Below are 21997 nucleotides of genomic sequence, written 5' to 3' on the forward strand. Positions count from 1 at the left end.
CTCAGCGGCGCACGCGCTGCGCGGTCGAGCGCAACGGCGCGGTGGCCTGCGCCGGCGTGCGGGTCTTCCAGTTGGCCAGCAGCAGCGTGCCCAGGCCGAACACGATCTCGTCGATGAAGGGCACCGGGTCGGGCAGCAGCACGCTCAGCACGAACAGGCTGGCGGTGATCTTGAACAGGGTCGGGTAGCGCAATTTGCCCGCCCAGCGCAGCAGCGGATACACGATCGGATTGGGCACGGCACGTCCTCCGGGGAGCGGTGGAAACGCTAACAGCCTCGATATGGCGACGTTCCGCGGGCGTTACCAGCCGTGTGTACGCCGCGTTACTGAATAGGGAGCGGATCGGTTCAGCTTCGGCATGGTAATCACAGCACCGTAGACAACGCGGTCAGCCCGCAGGAGAGCACACATGAAAAGCACTACGACAACCGTTCTGGTCGCGGCTGGCGCCTTGCTGGTCGGCGGCGTCGCCACCGCGGCCTTCATGAACAATCGCGACAAACCGGTGGACGTCGGCAGCAGCGACGTGCGCCCGGCCCTGGACAATACGCGCGGCGACAGCGCGATGGACAACAGCGTCGGCGGCAAGCTCGAGTACGCCGACGTGGTGCGGGTCGATCCGATCACCCAGAAGCAGCAGCGCTACGCCGAGGTGATCGGCACCGAGCCGCTGCGCGAGACCTCCACCACGACCACGCCGCGCCAGGTGTGCAACGACGTGGTGGTGCAGGAGCGCCTGCCCGAGCGCGACGGCAACGTCGGCGGCACCGTGGTCGGCGCGGTGGTCGGCGGCCTGCTCGGCAACCAGATCGGCCACGGCAACGGCCGCAAGGCCGCGACCGCGGCCGGCGCGGTGGCCGGCGGCTTCATCGGCAACCGCATCGACCAGAACCACGTCGGCGGCCGCGTGGTCGACCGCACCGAGCGCCAGTGCCACACCGAGAACAGCACCGCGCAGTCCTCGACCATCACCGGCTACAACGTGACCTACCGCAATGACGACGGCACCACCGGCACCATGCGCATGGACAGCAAGCCGGGCAATCGCATCGCCATGGGCACGCAGGACGTGGTCAAGGGCTACGACGTGACCTACCGCTACGACGGCCAGGAAAAGACCGTGCGCATGGACGACCGCCCGAACAGCGACCGCCTGCCGGTACTGGACGGCCGCCTGGTCACCCAGACCGCCTCGGCCGGCGACGTCGCCGTCAGCCAGCGCTGAGTCGCAGTTTCGTTGCTCCCCGAAGGCCGGCGCGTGCGCCGGCCTTCGCATGTGCGGCGGCATGTGCGCGGCCGATACAATGCGGCTTTCGCCATGGACGCCGCCATGCCCTTGCCTTGCGATGATCTGTTCAACGTAGCCGCGCTGCTCAGCGAGGAGGAGCGCGCGATCCAGCAGGCGGTGGCGCGCTTCGTCGATGCGAAGGTGCTGCCGGTGATCGGCGAGGCCTTCGACCAGGCGCGCTTCCCGCGCGAGCTGGTGCCAGAACTGGCGCAACTGGGGCTGCTCGGCGCCAGCCTGCCGGCGGGGCAGGGCGGCGGCGGCCTCAACGCGGTCTGCTACGGCCTGATCTGCCAGGAACTGGAGCGCGGCGACAGCGGCCTGCGCAGCTTCGTCAGCGTGCAGTCCTCGCTGTGCATGTACCCGATCCACGCCTACGGCAGCGACGCGCAACGCCAGCGTTGGCTGCCGGCGATGGCCGCCGGCACTGCGATCGGCTGCTTCGGCCTGACCGAGTCCCAGGGCGGCTCCGACCCGGCGGCAATGCAGACCCGCGCCGTGCGCGACGGCGACGGCTGGCGCCTGAGCGGCAGCAAGATGTGGATCACCAACGGCGGCATCGCCGACGTCGCGATCGTGTGGGCGCAGACCGACGACGGCATCCAGGGCTTCCTGGTCGAGGCCGGCACGCCGGGGTTCGGCACCCAGGACATCGCGCACAAGATGAGCCTGCGCGCCTCGGTGACCTCGGCGCTGTTCTTCGACGACGTGCGCCTGCCCGAGAGCCAGCGCCTGCCCGGCGTGCGCGGGCTGAAGGGGCCGCTGGGCTGTCTGACCCAGGCCCGCTACGGCATCAGTTGGGGCGCGATCGGCGCGGCCATCGCCTGCCTGCGCGAGGCGCTGGCCTATGCCGGCGAGCGCATGCTGTTCGGACGGCCGCTGGCGGCGACGCAGAGCGCGCAGATCAAGCTGGCCGACATGGCGCGGCGTATCGCCGCCGCGCAGTTGCTCGCGCTGCAACTGGGCCGGCTCAAGGACGCCGGCACGCTGCAGCCGGCGCAGGTGTCGCTGGCCAAGTGGAACAACGTGCGCATGGCCCTGGACATCGCCCGCGAGTGCCGCGACCTGCTCGGCGGCGCCGGCATCACCACCGACTACGGCGCGATCCGGCACGCCCTGAACCTGGAATCGGTGATCACCTACGAAGGCACCGAGACCGTGCACCAACTGGTGGTCGGCCGCGAACTGACCGGCATCAACGCGTTTTGAATCCCTGGCCCGCGTGCGGCTGCGGGCCCGTTTTGCAGGAGACCCGACGATGAGCGTGTTCGATGTACGTGTGGAGACCGAGCGCCTGTTGCTGCGCCCGCCCACTGCCGAGGATTTTGCGGCGTTCTGCGCCTTTTCCGCCGATGCGCAGACCATGCACCACCTCGGCGGCGTGCAGGTGCCGTCGGTGGTCTGGCGCAGCCTGACCTCGCTGGTCGGCAGCTGGCAGTTGCAGGGATTTGCGATGTTCTCGGTGATCGAGAAGCGCAGCGGGCAGTGGATCGGCCGGGTCGGCCCCTGGCAGCCGCACGAGTGGCCGGGCCCGGAAGTCGGCTGGGGCATCGCGCGCGCGTTCTGGGGCCAGGGCTATGCGCCGGAAGCGGCGACCGCGTCGGTCGACTGGGCGTTCGCGCAGTTGGGCTGGACCGAGGTGATCCACACCATCGTCCCCGACAACGCCAATTCCAAGGCGGTGGCGGCCAAGCTGGGCTCGCGCTACCTGCGCCAGGACCGCCTGCCCGAGCCGCTGCAGGCGTTCGAGGTGGAGGTGTGGGGCCAGTCGCGCGCGCAGTGGCAGGCGCGGCGCTGAACCAGCACGACAGCAGCATTCGACACAGGAACGGCGCATGGCATCCGAACGTTTTCCCCTGACCGTGTACGGCATGGCGCTGTCCGGCAACTGCTACAAGGTGCGGCTGCTGCTGGATCAGCTCGGCTGCGGCTACCGCTGGATCGAGATCGACAGCGCCAACGGCCAGACCCGCACCCCGGCCTTCCTGGCCAAGAATCCCAACGGCAAGGTGCCGCTGCTGGAGCGCGAGGACGGCCGCGTGCTGGCCGAATCCAACGCCATCCTGTGCTGGCTGGCCGAAGGCACCGGCTATCTGCCCGCCGATCCCTGGCAGCGCGCGCAGGCGCTGAGCTGGCTGTTCTTCGAGCAGTACAGCCACGAGCCCTACGTGGCGGTGGCACGCTTCATCTGCGGCTGGACGCCGCCCGACTCGCCGCGTCGCGCCGAGCTGCCACGGCTGCGCGAGGGCGCGCTGCGGGCGCTGGCGGTGATGGAGCAGCACCTGCAGGCGCAGGCCTGGTTCACCGGCCCGGCCTATGGCATCGCCGATATCGCGCTGTTCGCCTACACCCATTGCGCCGGCGATGCCGGCATCGCGCTGGCGCAGTATCCGGCGCTGTGCGACTGGCTGCAGCGGGTGCGCGCGACGCCGGGCTTCGTGGCGCTGCCGCCGCTGCCGGAGGACGTGCGCGCCCGCCTGGCGCAGGCCGGCACAGCCGTGGCGTTCACCTGACTGCCGCGCGGCGGCGGCTAGCCTGAAGATCCATTCAGTCTGGAGCTACGCCATGAGCCAGTACCGCATCGCCGTGTTCGTCGGCAGCCTGCGCAAGGAATCGTTCAACCGGCGGCTGGCGCACGCGCTGGAGAAGCTTGCCGGCGACCGTGCCAGTTTCGAGTACGTCGAGATCGGCGACCTGCCGCTGTACAACCAGGACCACGACCACGACTATCCGGCGCAGGGCCGGCGCCTGAAGACGCAGGTCAGCGGCGCCGACGCGGTGTTGTTCGTCACCCCGGAGTACAACCGCTCCATCCCCGGCGTGCTCAAGAACGCCATCGACCTGGGCTCGCGTCCGTACGGCGAGAGCGCCTTCGCCGGCAAGCCGGCGGCGGTGTGCGGCACCTCGCCCGGGGCGATCGGCACCGCCCTGGCGCAACAGCACCTGCGCAACGTGCTGGCTTACCTGGACATGCCGGTGTTGGGGCAGCCGGAAATCTTTCTGCAGTTCAAGGAGGGGCTGATCGCCGAGGACGGCGCGATCGACGACGAGCGCACCCGCAAGTTTCTCGCCGGTTTCGTCGACAAGTTCATTGCCTGGATCGACGAACTGCAGGCCTGAGCGCCGCGCCGGCGCTCGCGGTTGGCGACGCGTGGATCGGGGAGGGCGGGCCTTGTGCCGCAGGGCCCCGGCGAGGTTCTCAACCGGTTGTCCCCAGACTTGTCCCCAGCGTGTGCCGATACGCGGTGAGGCGCGCTGTCGTTCGGCAGGCGTCCCGCCCTAGCCCCCGCCGGGCGCGGCGACTAAAATTGGTGCCCGGGCCGCGGTGAGGCCGCGCCCGGCGCCCGCGCCCCACAGAGAAGACCCAGCCTATGTCCGCCCGTCCCGGCTACCGCGGCGATCGCAAGAGCGAGCGCAGCGAACGCAGCGAGCCGCGTCTCGACCAGTTGCGCGTGCCGCCGCACTCGATCGAGGCCGAACAGGCCGTGCTCGGCGGCCTGATGCTGGCGCCGGATGCCTACGATCGGGTCAACGATCAGTTGACCGAAAACGATTTCTACCGGCGCGATCACCAGTTGATCTACCGCGCGATCCGCGAGCTGGCCGAAAAGGGGCGCCCGTTCGACGCGGTGACCCTGGGCGAGTGGTTCGAATCGCAGGGCAAGCTGGAGATGGTCGGCGATGGTGCGTACCTGATCGAACTGGCCAGCACCACGCCGTCGGCGGCCAATATCGTCGCCTACGCGGAAATCGTCCGCGACAAGGCGGTGCTGCGGCAGCTGATCGAGGTCGGCACCACCATCGTCAACGACGGTTTCCAGCCGGAAGGGCGCGAGAGTTCGGAACTGCTGGCGTCTGCGGAAAAGGCCGTGTTCCAGATCGCCGAGGCCGGCGCGCGCGGGCGCAGCGACTTCGTGGCGATGCCGGGCGCGTTGAAGGACGCGTTCGAGGAACTGCGCAACCGCTTCGAGAACGGCGGCAACATCACCGGCCTGCCGACCGGCTACACCGATTTCGATGCGATGACCGCCGGCCTGCAGCCGACCGACCTGATCATCCTCGCCGCGCGTCCGGCGATGGGCAAGACCACCTTCGCGCTGAACATCGCCGAGTACGCGGCGATCAAGTCGAAGAAGGCGGTGGCGGTGTTCTCGATGGAAATGTCGGCCTCGCAGCTGGCGATGCGCCTGATCTCCTCCAACGGCCGCATCAACGCGCAGCGCCTGCGTACCGGCCAGCTCGAGGACGAGGACTGGGCGCGGGTCACCGGCGCGATCAAGATGCTCAAGGAGACCAAGATCTTCATCGACGACACGCCGGGCGTGTCGCCGGAAGTGCTGCGCTCCAAGGCGCGCCGGCTCAAGCGCGAGCACGATCTGGGCCTGATCGTGATCGACTACCTGCAGCTGATGTCGGTGCCCGGCAACAGCGAGAACCGCGCCACCGAGATCTCGGAGATCTCGCGCTCGCTCAAGGGCCTGGCCAAGGAACTTGGGGTGCCGGTGATCGCGCTGTCGCAGCTCAACCGCTCGCTGGAAACCCGCACCGACAAGCGCCCGGTGATGGCCGACTTGCGCGAATCCGGCGCGATCGAGCAGGACGCGGACATGATCGTGTTCATCTACCGCGACGACTACTACAACAAGGAAAACTCGCCGGACAAGGGCCTGGCCGAAATCATCATCGGCAAGCACCGCGGCGGCCCGACCGGGTCGTGCAAGCTCAAGTTCTTCGGCGAATACACCCGCTTCGACAATCTCGCCCACGACTCGGTGGGCGCGTTCGAGTAAGCCGCCGCCCGCACCTGCGGGCAGCGGTCGCGACGCACGGCGCCCGCAAGGCTGCGGACACCGGCGTGGTGCGGAGGCAACGAGGATCAGTAGGGAATGTCGATCTGGGCGTTGCTGGTGGTGTCGTAGGTGTTGGCGCCGTACTCGGCATGATGGGTGCAGACCACGGTGATCTTGCGGTATGCGCCGTAGACGAAGTTCGACGTGAAGTGCACGTCGACCAGGGCGCCGTTGCCTTCCTCGTCGTAATCGGTGGTGTAGCCGTTGCCGTACGGGTCGTAGGCGTTGCAGCGCACGTTGATGTAGTTGGCGTCGACGCGGTCGTTGTTGGCATTTGCGAAGCGCGAGTAGGCGCGGATCTTCAGACGCTTGCCGCCGGCAGGCCGATTGTCGGACTCGTAGCCCTGATTCTGGATCACGCCCTGCAGCGTGTAGGCCGGCGTGCTGCCCCCGCCGCTGCCCGGCGGTTGGTAGCCGCACGATCCCGGGCCTTCCTCGATCTCGGTGCTGCACGCCATCGCCAGCGGGGCGGCGAGGCTCAGCGCGAGGGTGAGGGCGGCTTTTGCGATGCGCTTGTCCATGGGTCTTGCTCTCCTGAGGGTGTTGCGGATGTCGGCGATGGGCATGACCGGGCTGCGCCGTTGGCTGCCCGCAGCGCGTCGCGGCCCTGGCGATGCAGGTCCGGGCGCGGGCGGTTCGGGCCGCACGCAGCCGCGCTCGCCGGCCGTGGTGGCCGTGAGGTCGCAGAAGCGATGGCGGATGTTCCCCGTGCGCGCGAGACGGCCGTGGCCGTGTCGTGCGCGGTGCAGCGAAAGCATGGAGGACGTCCTTCCCCGGAACGTCGTCCAACAGCAGCGGTCGCGGCGCCGCTTCGACATGACGGCGCCCGCCTCGGCGTTATAGCAGGGCGGATGAGACGCACGCGCGCGGCGCGTGGCGATGTCTACGAAATCCGGTCAGCGCGGCCCGCATCGGGCCAGGCACGGCAGCGTGCAGACGCATGCCGTTGCGTTGCCGCATGCTCACCTGGCCGCTGCACCCGATCCGTATCATGGCGCGTCCTTCGCTGCGTCCCCTCGCATGAGCTACGCCATCGTCTGGTTCCGGCGCGACCTGCGCCTGCACGATCAACCCGCCCTGCAGGCCGCGCTGGATGCCGGGCACACGCCGGTGCCGGTTTACCTGCACAGCCCGGAGGACGAGGGCGCATGGGCCGCGGGCGCGGCCTCGCGCAGTTGGCTGCAGCGCTCGCTGGCGGCGCTGGATGCGCAACTGCGCGCGCGCGGTTCGCGCCTGATCCTGCGCCAGGGCCCGGCCGAGGCTGCCTTGCGCCAGGTGATCGCCGACTGCAGCGCGGAGGCGGTGTACTGGAACCGCCGCTACGAGCCGGCCACGCAGCCGCGCGATGCGCGGCTCAAGCGCGAACTGCGCGAACAGGGGCTGGAGGTACACAGCCATAACAGCGCGCTGCTGTTCGAGCCCTGGCAACTGGCGACGCAGCAGGGCGGCCCGTACAAGGTATTCACGCCGTTCTGGCGCAGCGCGCTGAGCCACTGGCAGGTGCCGGCGTTGCAGGCCGCGCCGAAGACGCTGCCGCCGCCGCCCGCGACGCTGGACAGCCTGCCGCTGGAGCGGCTCGGCCTGGCGCCGGCACTGGACTGGGACCGCGGTTTCTGGGAGGTCTGGCAGCCGGGCGAGGCGGGGGCGCACGAGGCGCTGGACGTGTTCGTCGATGGCGCGCTGCGCGACTATCTCGACGGCCGCGACCGCCCGGACCAGGTCGGCACCTCGCGGCTGTCGCCGCATCTGCATTTCGGCGAGATCGCCCCGTGGCGCATCGTCGCCACCCTGGAGCGTCATCGCCGTGCCGCCACCGCCGCGGCCATCGACGGTTACATCCGCCAGCTCGGCTGGCGCGACTTCGCCCATCACCTGCTGCACCATTTCCCGGACACGCCCGAGCGCAACCTCAATCCGCGTTTCGAGCGCTTCCGCTGGGCCACGCCCGACCCCGCGCAATTGCATGCTTGGCAGCGCGGCCGCACCGGCGTGCCGATCGTCGATGCCGGCCTGCGCGAGCTGTGGCACACCGGCTGGATGCACAACCGCGTGCGCATGATCGTCGCCAGCTACCTGTGCAAGCACCTGCGCGTGCATTGGTCCGAAGGTGCGCGCTGGTTCTGGGACACCCTGGTCGATGCCGACCTGGCCAACAACACCCTTGGCTGGCAGTGGGTGGCCGGGACCGGCGCCGACGCCGCGCCGTATTTCCGCGTGTTCAATCCGGTGACCCAGGCGCAGAAGTTCGATCCGAAGGGCGAGTACATCGCGCGCTGGGTGCCGGAACTGGCGGCGCTGCCGGTGGCCGATCGCTTCGCCCCGTGGCAGGCGCCGCAGCGGCTGGCGCAGGCTGCGCCGCAGTATCCGCGTCAGCCGATCGTGGACCTGGCCGCCGGCCGCGACGCGGCGCTGGCCGCGTACCGCGAGACCGCCGCGGGTTGAACATCGCGCCGTGTTGCGCGGCGCAGCACGGCCGCAGGCGCGATTGACGCCCTTCGCAGGGCCATGATTCACTCCGGGCTCGGACAGGAGCCCGCATGGCCACCAGCTCAGCTCGCCGCAAGCCGCAGCGCGAACCAATGTCGCGCGTGGACACCGCCTGGTTGCGGATGGACCGGCCGACCAATCCGATGATGATCACCGGCGTGCTGATGTTCGACGAGCCGCTGACCCTGCCCGCGCTCAAGCAACTGGTGCGCAAGCGCTTCCTGGCCTTCCCGCGATTCCTGCAGAAGCCGGTGGAGACGGCCACCGGCGCCTACTGGCAGCGCGACGACGATTTCGATCTGGACTGGCACGTGCGCCTGTCGGCCTTGCCCGGGCGCGGGCAGAAGAAGGCGCTGGAGCGCTTCGCCGGGCAGATGGCGTCCACGCCCTTGGACAAGACCAAGCCGCTGTGGCAGTTCCACCTGATCGAGCGCTACGAAGGCGGCTCGGCGCTGGTGGCGCGGATCCACCACAGCTACGCCGACGGCATCGCCCTGGTGCAGGTGCTGCTGTCGTTGACCGATACCCAGCGCACCCCGGAGCCGTCGGCGCAGCTCGAGCGCGCCTGGCTCAAGGACGACGGCAAGGAGGTGGTGCGCCGGGTCGGCGCGGTGGACCGCTACCTCAAGCTCGGCGGACGCATGCTCGACAAGGGCAGGGCGATGGCGCAGGACCCGAACCTGCCGCAGATGCTGGCGCGCGAAGGCGGGCTGATCGGCCGCGAACTGGTCAATGCCTTGCTGCTGGCCGACGATCCGCCGACGCTGCTGCGCGGCCGCCTCGGCGTCAGCAAGCGCGTGGCCTGGGCCGAACCGCTGGACCTGGACGAGGTCAAGGCGGTCGGCCGCGCCTGCGACTGCACGGTCAACGATGTGCTGATGGCGACCATGGCCGGCGCCTTGCGCGACTACATGCTCGAGCGCGGCGAACGCCTGGACGGGGTGACCCTGCGCGCCACGGTGCCGGTCAACCTGCGCCCGCTGGAGCACGCGCGCAAGCTCGGCAACCACTTCGGCCTGGTGTTCCTGGACCTGCCAGTGGGCGAGGCCAATCCGGTGCGGCGGCTGCAGTGCGTGGCCGAATCGATGCAGCAGCTCAAGCAGTCGCGGCAGGCGATGGTGGTGTTCGGCCTGCTCGCGGCGGTGGGCATGGCGCCGGCGGCGCTGCAGTCGGCGGCGCTGGACCTGTTCAGCCGCAAGGCCACCACCGTGGCGACGAACGTGCCGGGGCCGCAGCAGCCGCTGTACCTGGCCGGCAGCCGCGTGCGCGAGATGATGTTCTGGGTGCCGCAGACCGGGTCGATCGGCGTCGGCGTGTCGATCATGAGCTACAACCATCGTGTGCACTTCGGCCTGATCGGCGATGCGCGGCTGATCCCGGATCCGGACGCGGTGATGCGGCGGGTCGGCGCCGAATTCGAGAAGTTGCTGTACCTGGCGCTGATGAGCGATTGGGAGCAGCCGTTGAGCGCGGCCGACGCCGAGACCCTGTTGCCGTCTTCCTGAACCTGGCGCATCGCGCGCCGCGCCGCGTTCATCCGCGCCTCGCGTGGCGCTGTTTATGCTGCCGCCACGTCCATCCAGGTTCGGGAGAGAACACGATGAAAACGACCGCCCTCCGCGGCATATCCGTTGCCCTGGCCAGCGCGCTGGTGCTGTCCGCCTGCGCCACCGGCGGCTCCTACGTGCAGCGCGATCAGTACGGCAATCCCACCGAGCAGCAGAACCGCACCGGCCGCGGCGCGCTGATCGGCACCGCAGTCGGCGTGGCCGCCGGCCTGCTCAGCGGCAGCAGCGCCACCGAGCGCCGCCAGCACGCGATGATCGGCGCCGGCATCGGCGCGCTCAGCGGCGCGGCGATCGGCAACTACCAGGATCGCCAGGAGCGCGCGCTGCGCGAGCGCACCGCCAACACCGGCATCGACGTGCGCCGCGACGGCGACAACATCACCCTCAATCTGCCCGACGGCATCACCTTCGACTTCAACCAGTCCACGCTCAAGCCGCAGTTCTACTCGGCGCTCAACGGCGTGGCCCAGACCCTGGGCGAGTACAACCAGACCATGATCGAAGTGGTCGGCCACACCGACAGCATCGGCAGCGATGCGGTGAACCAGCGTCTGTCCGAACAGCGCGCGTCGTCGGTGGCCGCGTACCTGACCGCGCAGGGCGTGCAGCCCGAGCGCATCCAGACCCTGGGCGCGGGTAAGAAGTATCCGATCGCCGACAACAGCACCGAGGCCGGCCGCGCGCAGAACCGCCGCGTGGAGATCCGTGTGGTGCCGCTGCGCTCCTCCGCCGGCTGACCGACCCGCCGACCGCAACGACGAACGGGCCGCACTGCGGCCCGTTCGCGTTTCGTGCTGCCGATGCGCAGCGCCGTGTGCCGCGCGGCTCAGACCAGCGCCGCGTCCTCTTCGTCCTCGGCTTCGGTTTCCGCTGCCGCATCCGCAGCTGCAGGCGCGGCGGCGACGCGCGGCAGGGTGGCCAGCGACTGCGTGTTCATCGCCACGCCGCTGCACAGGGTGAACTCGGCGCCGTCCTCGGCCTGCTGCGTGGCCAGCTTGGCCGGGCACTGCGCCATCATGTAGCTGACGTCGAAGTTGAGCTTGTCGACCAGGAAGTCGACGAAGGCGCGCACCTTCGGCGAGAGCATGCGCCCGCCCGGGAACACCGCGTTGAAGTCAAGGTCCGGCCCGACCCAGCCGCCGAGCACACGCCGCGCCTTGCCGGCCTCGATCAGCGGCTTGATCGTCGCATCGCTGGCCAGCACCAGGCCTTCGCCGCAGACCAGGCCGCCGATCAGTGCCGCCGAATCGTTGGCCAGCAGGATCGGCTGGACCAGGAACTCGCCGCTTTGCTTGCCGTTGCGCAGCGGCCAGCACAGCCGGTTGCCGCCGCCGCGGCCGTTGCTCAGCGCCAGCGTGCGGTGGTGCTGCAGGTCGTCCGGATGCAGCGGCTCGCCGTGGCGTTCGATGTAATAGGGGCTGGCGAAGACCTGGGTGCGGAAGGTGGCGAGCTTGCGCGCGACCATGGTCGAATCCGGCAGCGTGCCCATGTGCAGGGCCACGTCCACGCCTTCGGCGATCGGGTCGACCTTGTCGCTGGTCATGATCATCTCCAGGCGCACTTCCGGGTGCTGGCGGTGGAATTCGCCCAGGATCGGCGCCACCCAGGAGATGCCGGCCGAATAGGGCACGCTGAAGCGCAGCCAGCCGCGCGGGCCAGCCTGCAACTGGCCTACCGCGCTCTCGGCTTCCTCCAGTTCGCGGGCGATGCGCTGGCAATGCTCGTGGTAGACCGCGCCGGCCTCGGTCAGCCCGAGTCGGCGCGTGGTCCGGTGCAGCAGGCGCGCGCCCAGCCGCGCCTCCAGGTCCTGCACCTTGCGGCTGACGGTGGTCTTGGGCAGGCCGAGGGCATTGGCCGCGGCGATGAAGCTGCCTTGCTCGACCACCTTGACGAAGATCAGGGTGTCGTTCAGATCGTGGCTCATGGCGGTTCCTTGGGGTGGAGACGATTGGACCGATAGCGGGACGATTATTCCCCTTAATTCGGACTAATCAAGTGCGGCTTTGGCGCCTAATTTGTCCGCATTCGCCATCACCGACGGTCTTTGCCCATGTCGATGCGCACCCTGTTCCAGTTTTTCGCCTGCCCCGATCGCCAGCCGCGGCGCCGTTCCGCGTCCGTGGCGACGGCGCAATCCCTTTACCCGAAAGCGTTTCGCGAGTTCACGCCGCCGCCGCGGCGGCAGGGCGGCAGCAGCCTGCGCCTGGGCGCGTCCGGCACCGATCGGCTGGGACGCATCGCGATTGTCCCGTCGGCGGGAGGAAAAGTCCCGTGAGCGGGACGTTGGCCCCCGAGGTTCTGGTCCTCGGCGGCAGCGGCACGGTCGGGCAGGGCGTGGTGCAGGCGCTGCTGGAAGCGGGCAGCCCGGTGCTGGCGGTGGCGCGCGACCGCGCCCGTCTGGCCGCCTTGCGCGAACGCCACCGCGACGAACCCGGTCTGGACGTGCTGGCCGGCTCGGTCGCCACCGATGCGGGCGCCGCGGCCCTGGTCGCCGAGGTCGCGCAGCGGCCGCGGCCGCTGGCCGGGGTGGTCGCCGCGCTCGGCAGCCCGCTGCGGCCGGGGCGCCTGCTGGAGCGGCCGCTGGGCGCGCTGCGCAAACGCCTGGATGCCGACCTGCTGCCGCATCTGGCTGCCGCCCGGCATCTGCTGCCGCTGCTGGCGCAGCACGAGCGCGGCGCCCGCTACGTGCTGCTGGGCAGTCCCTGCGCGCTGCGCGCCTGGTCCGGGCATGGCGACAGTTCGGTGGCGGCGGCGGCGATCCGCATGCTCGCCCAGGTGCTGCACGAGGAAGCCAAGCCGCTCGGCGTGCACGTGCATCTGCTGTCGCTGTCCGAGCCGGTGTGCCGCAGCGACGCCGCCATCGACGACTGCCCAGAGTGGTTCACCACCCTCGGCGTCGGCCGCGCCGTGGTCCACCTGCTCGCCGAACCGCAGCGGCCGGACCGTGCGCTGGTCGAGATCGACCGCCGCCACTTCGCCCAGCCGCGCAGCGCCTTGCTCACCCCCTTGCCGTTTTCCTTCTCCACCCACGAGGTCTTTCCATGAATCCGATTCCGATGCCGTCGCGCCTGCTGCCGGGCGCCTTGCGCCCGCTGGCGGTGGCGCTGCTGGTCGCCACGCTGGCCGCCTGCGGCAGCCAGGCCAACGAACAGGGCGCGCCGCCGCCGCCGAGCGTGGGCGTGGCGCCCGCGCTGCAGAAGCAGATCAGCCAGTGGGACGAGTTCAGCGGCCGCGTCGAGGCGGTGGAGCACGTCGACCTGCGCCCGCGCGTGTCCGGGTACATCGACAAGGTCGCCTACGTCGAAGGCCAGGAAGTGAAGAAGGGCCAGGTGCTGTTCACCATCGACGCGCGCAGCTACCGCGCCGAGCTGGCGCGCGCCGAGGCCGACCTGGCGCGTGCGCGCACCCAGGCCAAGCTCAGCGCCAGCGAGGCCGCGCGCGCCAAGACCCTGTCCGAGCAGCAGGCCATCTCCACCGAGAGCTGGGAACAGAAGCGCGCCGCCGCCGAGCAGGCGCAGGCCGACGTGCTGGCCGCGCAGGCGGCGGTGGACACCGCACGCCTGAACCTGGAATGGACCCAGGTGCGCGCGCCGATCGACGGCCGCGCCGGCCGCGCGATGGTCACCGCCGGCAACCTGGTCACCGCCGGCGACAGCGCCAGCGTGCTGACCACGCTGGTGTCGCTGGACAAGGTGCACGTGTACTTCGATGCCGACGAAGGCACCTTCCTGCGCTATGCGCAGATGGCGCGCGACGGCCAGCGCCCGAGCGAACGCGACGGCAGCCTGCCGGTGCAGGTCGGCCTGGTCGGCGAGGACGGCTATCCGCATGCCGGCAAGGTCGATTTCCTCGACAACCAACTGGTGCGCAGCACCGGCACCATCCACGTGCGCGCGCTGCTGGACAACGCCGACCGCCGCTTCACCCCCGGCCTGTTCGCGCGGGTGCGGCTGCTCGGCAGCGGCCGCTTCGACGCGGTGCTGATCGACGACCGCGCGGTGCTCACCGACCAGGACCGCAAGTACGTCTACGTGGTCGACAAGGACGGCAAGGCGCAGCGACGCGACGTGCAGCTCGGCCGCAGCGCCGAGGGCCTGCGTATCGTGCAAAGCGGCTTGTCCGCCGGCGACAAGGTCATCGTCGACGGCGTGCAGAAGGTGTTCATGCCCGGCATGCCGGTGCAGGCCAAGCCGATCGCGCTGCAGACCACGTCCCCGGCCGCACCGAGGCAGGCCGTCGCCCTCGACTGAGTCGCGGGCGCCGACGCAGCACCGGCTGGCCAGTGCCGGCCGTCCCCGCCGGGCCCGCAACGGCCCGGCGCCGCCACCGGCATGCCTGCGTCCGCGCCTGGCCCCCCCGTTTCAACCGTTTCCAGGACCACCACCCATGGACTTTTCCAGATTCTTCATCGACCGGCCGATCTTCGCCGCCGTGCTGTCGATCGTCATCTTCGCCGCGGGCCTGATCGCCATCCCGCTGCTGCCCATCGGCGAATACCCGGACGTGGTGCCGCCTTCGGTGGTGGTACGCACGGTGTATCCGGGCGCCAACCCCAAGGTCATCGCCGAGACCGTCGCCACGCCGCTGGAGGAAGCGATCAACGGCGTCGAGAACATGATGTACATCAAGTCGGTCGCCGGCTCCGACGGCGTGCTGCAGATGACCGTGACCTTCCGCCCGGGCACCGATCCGGACGATGCCGCGGTGAAGGTGCAGAACCGCGTCGCGCAGGCGCAGGCGCGCCTGCCCGAGGACGTGCGCCGGCAGGGCGTGACCACGCAGAAGCAGTCGCCCACCTTCCTGATGGTGGTGCACCTGACCTCGCCCAAGGGCAAGTACGACAGCCTGTACCTGCGCAACTACGCGCGCCTGCACGTCAAGGACGCGCTGGCGCGGATCCAGGGAGTGGGCGATGCGCAGGTGTTCGGCGGCGGCGACTACGCGATGCGCGCCTGGCTGGATCCGGAGCGGGTGGCCGCACGCGGCCTCACCGCCAGCGACGTGGTCGCGGCCATGCGCGAGCAGAACGTGCAGGTGTCCGCCGGCCAGCTCGGCGCCGAGCCGATGCCGCAGAGCAAGTTCCTGACCCTGATCAACGCGCAGGGCCGCCTGCGCACCGAACAGGAGTTCGGCGACATCGTGCTCAAGGTCGGTGCCGACGGCCAGACCGTGCGCCTGTCCGACGTCGCCCGCCTGCAACTGGGCGCCGGCGACTACACCCTGCGTGCGCAGTTGGACGGCAAGAACGCGGTCGGCATCGGCATCTTCCAGGCGCCGGGCGCCAATGCGCTGCAGATCCGCGACCAGGTCATCGCCAAGATGGACGAGCTGACCAAGCAGTTCCCGGACGACGTGAAGTACGAGGCGGTGTACGACACCACCATCTTCGTGCGCGATTCGATCAGCGCGGTGGTGCACACCCTGCTGGAGGCGGTGCTGCTGGTGGTGCTGGTGGTGATCCTGTTCCTGCAGACCTGGCGTGCCTCGATCATTCCGCTGATCGCGGTGCCGGTGTCGGTGGTCGGCACCTTCGCCGCGCTGTACCTGCTGGGCTTCTCGATCAACACGCTGACCCTGTTCGGGCTGGTGCTGGCGATCGGCATCGTGGTCGACGATGCGATCGTGGTGGTGGAGAACGTGGAGCGCAACATCGAGGAGGGACTGAGCCCGCTGGCGGCGGCGCACCAGGCCATGCGCGAGGTGTCCGGGCCGATCATCGCGATCGCGCTGGTGCTGTGCGCGGTGTTCGTGCCGATGGCGTTCCTGTCCGGGGTGACCGGGCAGTTCTACAAGCAGTTCGCGGTGACCATCGCCATCTCCACGGTGATCTCGGCGATCAACTCGCTGACCCTGTCGCCGGCGCTGGCCGCGCGCCTGCTGCAAAGCCACGACGCGCCCAAGGACCGCCTGTCGCGCGGCATGGAGCGGCTGTTCGGCAACTGGCTGTTCCGCCCGTTCAACCGCTTCTTCCACCGCAGTTCCGACCGCTACCAGGGCGCGGTGTCGCGTATCCTCGGCCGCCGCGGCGCGGTGTTCGCGGTGTACGTGGTGCTGCTGCTGGTCACCGGGCTGATGTTCAAGGCGGTGCCGGGCGGCTTCATCCCGACCCAGGACAAGATGTACCTGATCGCCGGTGTGAAGCTGCCGGAAGGTGCCTCGATCGAGCGCACCGACGCGATGCTGCGCAAGGTCGCCACCATCGCCATGCAGACCGACGGCGTGGCCCACGCGATCTCGTTCCCGGGCCTCAACGCGCTGCAGTTCACCAATACGCCCAATACCGGCGTGGTGTTCCTGCCGCTGAAGCCGTTCGCCGAGCGCCACCGCAGCGCGTTGGAGATCAATGCCGAGATCAACCAGCGCATCTCGCAGCTGGGCGAGGGCATGTCGTTCGCCTTCATGCCACCGCCGATCCTCGGCCTGGGCAACGGCAACGGCTACCAGCTGTTCATCGAGGACCGTGCCAACCTGGGCTACGGCGCGCTGCAGAACGCGGTCAGCACGATGCAGGGTGCGGTGGCGCAGACCCCGGGCATGAGCTTCCCGATCGGCACGTATCAGGCCAACGTGCCGCAGCTCGACGCCGAGGTCGATCGGGTCAAGGCCAAGGCCCAGGGCGTGGCCCTGACCGATCTGTTCGATACCTTGCAGACCTACCTGGGCTCGACCTACGTCAACGACTTCAACCAGTTCGGCCGCACCTGGCAGGTGATCGCCCAGGCCGATGCGCCGTTCCGCGAGAGCGTGGAGGACATCGCCCGGTTGCGCACCCGCAATGCCAACGGCGAAATGGTGCCGATCGGCTCGATGGTGACCATCAAGCAGACCTACGGCCCGGATCCGGTGCTGCGCTACAACGGCTATCCGGCCGCCGACCTGGCCGGCGAAGCCGATGCGCGTGCGCTGTCCTCGGCCGAGGCGATGGCCAAGATCACCCAGATCGCCAAGCAGGTGCTGCCCAACGGCATGGAGATCGAGTGGACCGACCTGAGCTACCAGCAGGCCACCCAGGGCAATGCAGCGCTGGTGGTGTTCCCGCTGGCGGTGCTGCTGGCGTTCCTGGTGCTGGCCGCGCTGTACGAGAGCTGGACGCTGCCGCTGGCGGTGATCCTGATCGTGCCGATGACCCTGCTGTCGGCGTTGTTCGGGGTGTGGCTGAGCGGCGGCGACAACAACGTGTTCGTGCAGGTGGGCCTGGTGGTGCTGATGGGCCTGGCGTGCAAGAACGCGATCCTGATCGTCGAGTTCGCCCGCGAGCTGGAGCTGCAGGGCAAGGGCATCGTCGAATCGGCGCTGCAGGCCTGCCGCCTGCGCCTGCGCCCGATCGTGATGACCTCCATCGCCTTCATCGCCGGCACTGTGCCGTTGGTGTTCTCGCATGGCGCCGGCGCGGAAGTGCGCTCTGCCACCGGCATCACCGTGTTCGCCGGCATGCTGGGCGTGACCCTGTTCGGTCTGTTCCTTACCCCCGTGTTCTATGTCGCCCTGCGCAAGCTGGCCGGGCGGCCGCTGGTCTCGCATGCGCCGGCCCACGCCGACGCGCCGGCGCACGGCTGATTTCTTTCCATCCTTCAGGAGTTTCGCAATGAACGCAGCACACAAGATCGCCCTGGTCACCGGCGCCACCCGCGGCATCGGCCTGCACACCGTGCGGCAGCTGGCCGAAGCCGGCGTGCACACCCTGCTGGCCGGGCGCGACGCGACCCGTGCCAGCGCCGCAGCGCTGGAACTGCAGGGCGAGGGCCTGCCGGTGGAGCCGCTGACCCTGGACGTCACCGACGCCGCCAGCATCGCCGCCGCGGTGGAGACCGTGCGCGCACGCCACGGGCGGCTGGACATCCTGGTCAACAACGCCGGCATCCTGCGCGACGACCTGCGCCTGAGCGTGTCGCAGCAGAGCCTGGAGACCTGGCGCGAGACCTTCGACACCAACCTGTTCGGCCTGATCGCGGTCACCCAGGCGTTCCTGCCGCTGCTGCGCGAGGCGCCGGCCGCGCGCATCGTCAACGTCTCCAGCCTGCTCGGCTCGCTGACGCTGCACAGCCAGCCGGGCTCGCCGATCTACGACTTCAAGGTGCCGGCCTACAACGTGTCCAAGAGCGCGGTAAACGCCTGGACCATCCAGCTGGCCTACGAACTGCGCGACACCCCGATCAAGGTCAACACCATCCACCCCGGCTACGTGAAGACCGACATGAACGCGGGCGAGGGCGAACTGGAGGTGGCCGACGGCGCGCGCAGCAGCGTGATGATGGCGCTGCTCGACGCCGATGGCCCGACCGGCAGCTACACCCATGTCGGGCAGGTGCTGCCATGGTGATCCGGCCCGCACTTGGCGCGCTGGCGCTGGCGCTGCTCAGCGCCTGCGCCAGTGTCGGCCCCGACTACCACGCACCGGCGCAGCCGGCGGTGACGCTGCAGGGCGCGGCGTCGCCGGTGTTCGCGACCGATTCGCCGGTCGCGTCCTGGTGGGCGCAGTTCGACGATCCGGTGCTGGAGCAACTGGTGCACGACGGTCTGGTCGCCAACCTCGACCTGCGCATCGCCCTGGCGCGCGTGCACGAGGCGCGCGCGGTCTTCGCCGAGCAGCGCCTGGACCAGGCGCCGCACGTCACCGCCGGCGGCGACTACACCCGCGGCAAGGCCCCGGATGCCGATGCCGGCGGCGCACGCGTGCTCACCGAGAGCTACCGGCTCGGTTTCGATGCCGGTTGGGAGCTGGACCTGTTCGGGCGCCAGCGCCGTGCCAGCGAGGCCGCGCGCGCGAACCTGGAGGCCGAGCAGGCCGGCCTGGCCGACGCCCAGGTCACCGTGGCCGCGGAGATCGCACGCAACTACTTCGCCTTGCGCGGCACGCAGAAGCGCATCGCCCTGGCGCGCACCACGCTGGACAACCTGCGCGACACCCAGCGCCTGACCGAGACGCGCTGGCGGCTGGGCGCGGGCAGCGAGCTGGACGTGCAGAGCAGTCGCGCGCGGCTGAAGGCGATCGAGGCCGACATCCCGCTGCTGGAAGTCGACGCCGCGCAGGCGCGGCACCGGCTGGCGGTGCTGCTGGGCAAGCCGCCTGGCACGCTCGACGCGCTGCTGGCGCCGCAGCCGACCCCGGCCTATGCGCGGGCCTTGCCGCTGGGCGACACCACGCAGTTGCTGCGCCGGCGTCCCGACGTGCGCATCGCCGAACGCCGCCTGGCGGCGGCGACGGCGCGGGTCGGCGTGGCCACCGCCGATCTGTTCCCGCGGATCAGCCTGTCCGGCTTCGTCGGCTTCCTGTCCGGCGATGCAGGCGCCCTGCTGCATGGCCGCAGCAAGGCCTGGTCGCTGACGCCCTCGATCCAGTGGGCGGCGTTCGACCTGGGCAGCGTGCGCGCACGCCTGCGCGCGAGCGAGGCGCAGGCCGACGGCGCGGCCGCCGACTACGAGAAGACCGTGCTCGGCGCGCTGGAGGACACCGAGAACGCCTTGACTGCGTACGCCCACGAGCAGGCGCGGCTGGCGATCGTGGCCGAGCAGACGCAGGCCGCGCAGCGGGCCGAAGCGCTGGCGCAGATCCGCTATCGCGAAGGCTCGGAGGATTTCCTGACCCTGCTCGATGCGCAGCGCACGCAACTGACCGCCGAGGCCGATCTGGCCGATGCCGAGGCGGCGGTGAACATCGGCGTGGTGCGGGTGTACAAGGCGCTCGGCGGCTGGGGCCAGGATGCGGGCACGGACGCCGGCAGCAGGGACGTTGCGACCACCGCGGGGGCGGCGTCTGCGGTGCAGGCGCGCTGAGCGGGCAGGGTACTCAAAGGCCGCGGTGCGGGCCGACTGCACGCACCGCGGCCTTCTCGGCATGTCTTTTCATCTGCTTTTTGTCAGCATCGGGCCGGTGCGGGTTTCCTGTAGGAGCGGCTTCAGCCGCGACGGGCGTTCCAGGTGAAGCCCGTCGCGGCTGAAGCCGCTCCTACGGAGGCTGGTGACGGCTGCCGGATCGGATTGCGCCGCGTCTGCCGCCGGTGCCGGCCGCTCAATCCTGCGCCACGTCCTCGGCGATCACGTAGCGGTCGCGTCCGTTGTTCTTGGCCTGGTACAGCGCGGTGTCGGCGCGCGAGAACCAGTCGTGCCACTGCGCCTCGTCGCAGAGCATGGCCGCGCCCAGCGACACGGTGATCGTGCCGTTGGGACCGTGCAACGCGGTGCGTGCCGCGTCGTGCAGGCGTCTGGCGAAAGCGGACAGTTCGGTCGCCGACTGCAGCCGTGCGACCACCACGAACTCCTCGCCGCCGAAGCGGAACACCTCGTCCGGCGCGCGCACCTGCGCACGCAGCAGTGTGGCCAGCTCGACCAGTACCCGGTCGCCCTCGGCATGGCCGTAGAGGTCGTTGACGTCCTTGAAGTGATCGATGTCGAGCACGATCAACCCATGCCGGCGAGTCGCGCGGCGCGGATCGGCCACCCGTTGCGACAGGCTACGCTCGAGCATGCGTCGGTTCGGCAGCCCGGTCAGCGAGTCGTGCGATGCCAGTTGTTCCAGTTGCACGCGGTCGCCTTCCACCCGCAATGCCAGCATGTAACCCAGCCCGGTGATCAGCAGCGACACCGATACCATCGAGAAGAAATGCTCGGCACCCAGTGTGCTCGGGGTGACCACCAGCAGCACCGCGATCAGGGTGGCGTTGCAGGCCAAGGCGACATTGCGCGTCACCGCAAAGAAGTTGCTCATCATCACCAGGTACAGCCACGGCACCGCGGCATGGCGCAGCGCATGGCAGGCCAGGGCGCTGCCCAACAGCCAGCTCAGCGACAGCAACGGATCCATGCGGCCATCGCCGCGATGCAGCGCCAGCCAGGTCGCCAGCGCGGCCAATCCGGCCAGCGCAGTGCCGGCCAGGGCGGTCCCCGGCGCGCCGATCGCCATCTGGTAGACGGCGAACAGCAGCAGCACCGCCGCCGTGGACGGGCCCAGGACCTTGATGATGCCGAGCCGGAAGTGCCGGCGCAGGGTCAGGCCCGCGCTCACGGAGAAGCGCTCCGGCACGGCGCACGGTCATGGCGGGCGGGTGAAGCGGGGCGGGCGGCGAACATGGCGACGTCAGAATGGCGGAAGAGTGTTGCAATGCCAGAGGCAAGTTCCATGCCTGGATTTCTTTTGTGGTGGGTATCCCGTGCTGACCAGGGAAAGGCGGGAGTGCCCACACCAAGCGCGCCGCAAAGGCGTCACATTGGCGCGGGGAGTGGCGTCGTACCGATGACCCTGCGTCACGTGGCAGGCGGCGTCTGGTCGCGGCGAGCAGGGCAGCGTTGCTGAAGCACGCTCGCCTGGTTCCTTTTCCCCAACGCTCCCCACGTGAGAAGTGGCTTGCAGCGCCGGATGGAGAGTGCGGGCAAAGCCTGGCGCGCGCTGGGCATGCATGTCGCGGTCGCATCGGGGTCGATTGCATCCACGACGGAGCAGGCTGCGGCGCTGGCGTGCCACGCCGGCACCGGGAGCGTTATCAGCGAGGGGGTGCCAGGGGACAGGCTATGCTTCGCTGCCGTCGATGGCCTTCAGCCCTTTCTGGCTCAGCGCAAGATCGCCGTCCTCGCCTTGCGCCGCATAATTTTCGCACACCGCCCAGTTCGCTTCCGCTTCGCTGACCGGTGTGGTGGCGTGGATGTCCTGCAGGATGCGCAGTTGTTCCTGGGTCAATGGCATGGCGAGCGGTCTCGGATCGGAAAGGGCATTCCACCCTACAGGCCGCCGGTGACGGACATGTCGGTGCGTTGCCGGATGTCGCGATTGCCGACGCCGGTACGCGTGATCGTGGCGAGGAAGGAGGGCGCT

General features: G+C 69.7%; 20 protein-coding genes. 15 read left to right on the forward strand and 5 right to left on the reverse strand.

Annotated features, from left to right (window positions below):
• Position 1: 1 nt before the first annotated feature.
• A complete protein-coding gene (locus tag AC1PK7_RS08860; protein WP_481100518.1) occupies positions 2–238 on the reverse strand; it encodes a DUF6116 family protein in 237 nt (78 codons plus the stop codon).
• Between the two features lie 172 nt (positions 239–410).
• On the opposite strand from AC1PK7_RS08860, the gene AC1PK7_RS08865 reads away from it, so the two are divergent.
• The 6 genes from AC1PK7_RS08865 to AC1PK7_RS08890 all read left to right on the forward strand — a co-directional run bounded on the left by AC1PK7_RS08865 (position 411) and on the right by AC1PK7_RS08890 (position 6076).
• Positions 411–1226 (forward strand): glycine zipper 2TM domain-containing protein, encoded by an 816-nt coding sequence (locus tag AC1PK7_RS08865; protein ID WP_371181737.1) that lies wholly within the window; start codon positions 411–413, stop codon positions 1224–1226.
• Positions 1227–1319: 93 nt separating this feature from the next.
• Positions 1320–2495, forward strand: coding sequence for an acyl-CoA dehydrogenase family protein (locus AC1PK7_RS08870; RefSeq protein WP_481100519.1), 1176 nt, complete (start codon positions 1320–1322; stop codon positions 2493–2495).
• A 49-nt stretch (positions 2496–2544) separates the two neighbouring features.
• Positions 2545–3084: a GNAT family N-acetyltransferase gene (locus tag AC1PK7_RS08875; RefSeq protein WP_481100520.1), complete on the forward strand. Its 540-nt coding sequence runs from the start codon at positions 2545–2547 to the stop codon at positions 3082–3084.
• A 37-nt stretch (positions 3085–3121) separates the two neighbouring features.
• Positions 3122–3799, forward strand: coding sequence for a glutathione S-transferase family protein (locus tag AC1PK7_RS08880; RefSeq protein WP_481100521.1), 678 nt, complete (start codon positions 3122–3124; stop codon positions 3797–3799).
• A 52-nt stretch (positions 3800–3851) separates the two neighbouring features.
• Complete coding sequence (locus AC1PK7_RS08885) at positions 3852–4406, forward strand: NADPH-dependent FMN reductase (RefSeq protein WP_420009628.1); 555 nt, start codon at positions 3852–3854, stop codon at positions 4404–4406.
• A gap of 251 nt (positions 4407–4657) precedes the next feature.
• A complete protein-coding gene (locus AC1PK7_RS08890; protein WP_010344425.1) occupies positions 4658–6076 on the forward strand; it encodes a replicative DNA helicase in 1419 nt (472 codons plus the stop codon).
• 86 nt (positions 6077–6162) lie between these two features.
• Here AC1PK7_RS08890 and AC1PK7_RS08895 read toward each other — a convergent pair whose 3' ends face one another.
• A complete protein-coding gene (locus tag AC1PK7_RS08895; protein WP_481100522.1) occupies positions 6163–6894 on the reverse strand; it encodes a hypothetical protein in 732 nt (243 codons plus the stop codon).
• A gap of 262 nt (positions 6895–7156) precedes the next feature.
• Here AC1PK7_RS08895 and AC1PK7_RS08900 point away from each other — a divergent pair, with 262 nt between their 5' ends.
• From AC1PK7_RS08900 to AC1PK7_RS08910, 3 genes are all read left to right on the forward strand, one after another.
• Positions 7157–8578, forward strand: coding sequence for a cryptochrome/photolyase family protein (locus AC1PK7_RS08900; protein ID WP_420009630.1), 1422 nt, complete (start codon positions 7157–7159; stop codon positions 8576–8578).
• 95 nt (positions 8579–8673) lie between these two features.
• On the forward strand, positions 8674–10128 hold the full coding sequence (locus AC1PK7_RS08905; protein ID WP_481100523.1) for a WS/DGAT/MGAT family O-acyltransferase: 1455 nt from the start codon (positions 8674–8676) through the stop codon (positions 10126–10128).
• A gap of 95 nt (positions 10129–10223) precedes the next feature.
• A complete protein-coding gene (locus AC1PK7_RS08910) occupies positions 10224–10928 on the forward strand; it encodes a YiaD family glycine zipper/OmpA-like lipoprotein (RefSeq protein WP_010344429.1) in 705 nt (234 codons plus the stop codon).
• 89 nt (positions 10929–11017) lie between these two features.
• Here the strand turns inward: AC1PK7_RS08910 and AC1PK7_RS08915 are convergent, their stop codons facing one another.
• Positions 11018–12115: a LysR family transcriptional regulator gene (locus AC1PK7_RS08915; protein ID WP_481100524.1), complete on the reverse strand. Its 1098-nt coding sequence runs from the start codon at positions 12113–12115 to the stop codon at positions 11018–11020.
• Positions 12116–12241: 126 nt separating this feature from the next.
• Here AC1PK7_RS08915 and AC1PK7_RS08920 point away from each other — a divergent pair, with 126 nt between their 5' ends.
• The 6 genes from AC1PK7_RS08920 to AC1PK7_RS08945 all read left to right on the forward strand — a co-directional run bounded on the left by AC1PK7_RS08920 (position 12242) and on the right by AC1PK7_RS08945 (position 19965).
• Positions 12242–12466 carry a hypothetical protein gene (locus tag AC1PK7_RS08920; RefSeq protein WP_420009633.1) on the forward strand — a complete coding sequence of 75 codons (225 nt, stop codon included), beginning with the start codon at positions 12242–12244 and terminating at the stop codon, positions 12464–12466.
• Positions 12463–13236, forward strand: coding sequence for an SDR family NAD(P)-dependent oxidoreductase (locus AC1PK7_RS08925; RefSeq protein WP_481100525.1), 774 nt, complete (start codon positions 12463–12465; stop codon positions 13234–13236). Before AC1PK7_RS08920 ends, AC1PK7_RS08925 begins: the two co-directional genes overlap by 4 nt.
• 11 nt (positions 13237–13247) lie before the next feature.
• On the forward strand, positions 13248–14441 hold the full coding sequence (locus tag AC1PK7_RS08930) for an efflux RND transporter periplasmic adaptor subunit (RefSeq protein WP_481100870.1): 1194 nt from the start codon (positions 13248–13250) through the stop codon (positions 14439–14441).
• 136 nt (positions 14442–14577) lie between these two features.
• Positions 14578–17748 carry an efflux RND transporter permease subunit gene (locus AC1PK7_RS08935; RefSeq protein WP_010344282.1) on the forward strand — a complete coding sequence of 1057 codons (3171 nt, stop codon included), beginning with the start codon at positions 14578–14580 and terminating at the stop codon, positions 17746–17748.
• A gap of 28 nt (positions 17749–17776) precedes the next feature.
• Entirely contained in the window at positions 17777–18511 is a 735-nt protein-coding gene (locus AC1PK7_RS08940; RefSeq protein ID WP_481100526.1) for an SDR family oxidoreductase, read from the forward strand.
• Positions 18505–19965, forward strand: a complete 1461-nt coding sequence (locus AC1PK7_RS08945) for an efflux transporter outer membrane subunit (protein ID WP_481100527.1) — start codon at positions 18505–18507, stop codon at positions 19963–19965. The genes AC1PK7_RS08940 and AC1PK7_RS08945 overlap by 7 nt, the downstream gene beginning before the upstream one ends.
• Before the next feature lie 235 nt (positions 19966–20200).
• Here the strand turns inward: AC1PK7_RS08945 and AC1PK7_RS08950 are convergent, their stop codons facing one another.
• Together AC1PK7_RS08950 and AC1PK7_RS08955 are read right to left on the reverse strand one after the other, a co-directional pair.
• A complete protein-coding gene (locus tag AC1PK7_RS08950) occupies positions 20201–21193 on the reverse strand; it encodes a GGDEF domain-containing protein (protein WP_481100528.1) in 993 nt (330 codons plus the stop codon).
• A gap of 501 nt (positions 21194–21694) precedes the next feature.
• Positions 21695–21868 carry a hypothetical protein gene (locus AC1PK7_RS08955; RefSeq protein WP_481100529.1) on the reverse strand — a complete coding sequence of 58 codons (174 nt, stop codon included), beginning with the start codon at positions 21866–21868 and terminating at the stop codon, positions 21695–21697.
• Positions 21869–21997: the final 129 nt, after the last annotated feature.

Source organism: Xanthomonas sp. NCPPB 3174, assembly GCF_056725205.1.

What these genes read in the sequence shown, in the direction of transcription:
- AC1PK7_RS08890 (WP_010344425.1), top strand. Translation starts at nt 4,658, where the DNA reads ATGTCCGCCCGTCCCGGCTACCGCGGCGATCGCAAGAGCGAGCGCAGC.
- AC1PK7_RS08910 (WP_010344429.1), top strand. Translation starts at nt 10,224, where the DNA reads ATGAAAACGACCGCCCTCCGCGGCATATCCGTTGCCCTGGCCAGCGCG.
- AC1PK7_RS08935 (WP_010344282.1), top strand. Translation starts at nt 14,578, where the DNA reads ATGGACTTTTCCAGATTCTTCATCGACCGGCCGATCTTCGCCGCCGTG.
- AC1PK7_RS08920 (WP_420009633.1), top strand. Translation starts at nt 12,242, where the DNA reads ATGTCGATGCGCACCCTGTTCCAGTTTTTCGCCTGCCCCGATCGCCAG.
- AC1PK7_RS08915 (WP_481100524.1), bottom strand. Translation starts at nt 12,115, where the DNA reads ATGAGCCACGATCTGAACGACACCCTGATCTTCGTCAAGGTGGTCGAG.
- AC1PK7_RS08870 (WP_481100519.1), top strand. Translation starts at nt 1,320, where the DNA reads ATGGACGCCGCCATGCCCTTGCCTTGCGATGATCTGTTCAACGTAGCC.
- AC1PK7_RS08930 (WP_481100870.1), top strand. Translation starts at nt 13,248, where the DNA reads ATGCCGTCGCGCCTGCTGCCGGGCGCCTTGCGCCCGCTGGCGGTGGCG.
- AC1PK7_RS08955 (WP_481100529.1), bottom strand. Translation starts at nt 21,868, where the DNA reads ATGCCATTGACCCAGGAACAACTGCGCATCCTGCAGGACATCCACGCC.
- AC1PK7_RS08900 (WP_420009630.1), top strand. Translation starts at nt 7,157, where the DNA reads ATGAGCTACGCCATCGTCTGGTTCCGGCGCGACCTGCGCCTGCACGAT.
- AC1PK7_RS08865 (WP_371181737.1), top strand. Translation starts at nt 411, where the DNA reads ATGAAAAGCACTACGACAACCGTTCTGGTCGCGGCTGGCGCCTTGCTG.
- AC1PK7_RS08940 (WP_481100526.1), top strand. Translation starts at nt 17,777, where the DNA reads ATGAACGCAGCACACAAGATCGCCCTGGTCACCGGCGCCACCCGCGGC.
- AC1PK7_RS08945 (WP_481100527.1), top strand. Translation starts at nt 18,505, where the DNA reads ATGGTGATCCGGCCCGCACTTGGCGCGCTGGCGCTGGCGCTGCTCAGC.
- AC1PK7_RS08885 (WP_420009628.1), top strand. Translation starts at nt 3,852, where the DNA reads ATGAGCCAGTACCGCATCGCCGTGTTCGTCGGCAGCCTGCGCAAGGAA.
- AC1PK7_RS08880 (WP_481100521.1), top strand. Translation starts at nt 3,122, where the DNA reads ATGGCATCCGAACGTTTTCCCCTGACCGTGTACGGCATGGCGCTGTCC.
- AC1PK7_RS08875 (WP_481100520.1), top strand. Translation starts at nt 2,545, where the DNA reads ATGAGCGTGTTCGATGTACGTGTGGAGACCGAGCGCCTGTTGCTGCGC.
- AC1PK7_RS08895 (WP_481100522.1), bottom strand. Translation starts at nt 6,894, where the DNA reads ATGCTTTCGCTGCACCGCGCACGACACGGCCACGGCCGTCTCGCGCGC.
- AC1PK7_RS08905 (WP_481100523.1), top strand. Translation starts at nt 8,674, where the DNA reads ATGGCCACCAGCTCAGCTCGCCGCAAGCCGCAGCGCGAACCAATGTCG.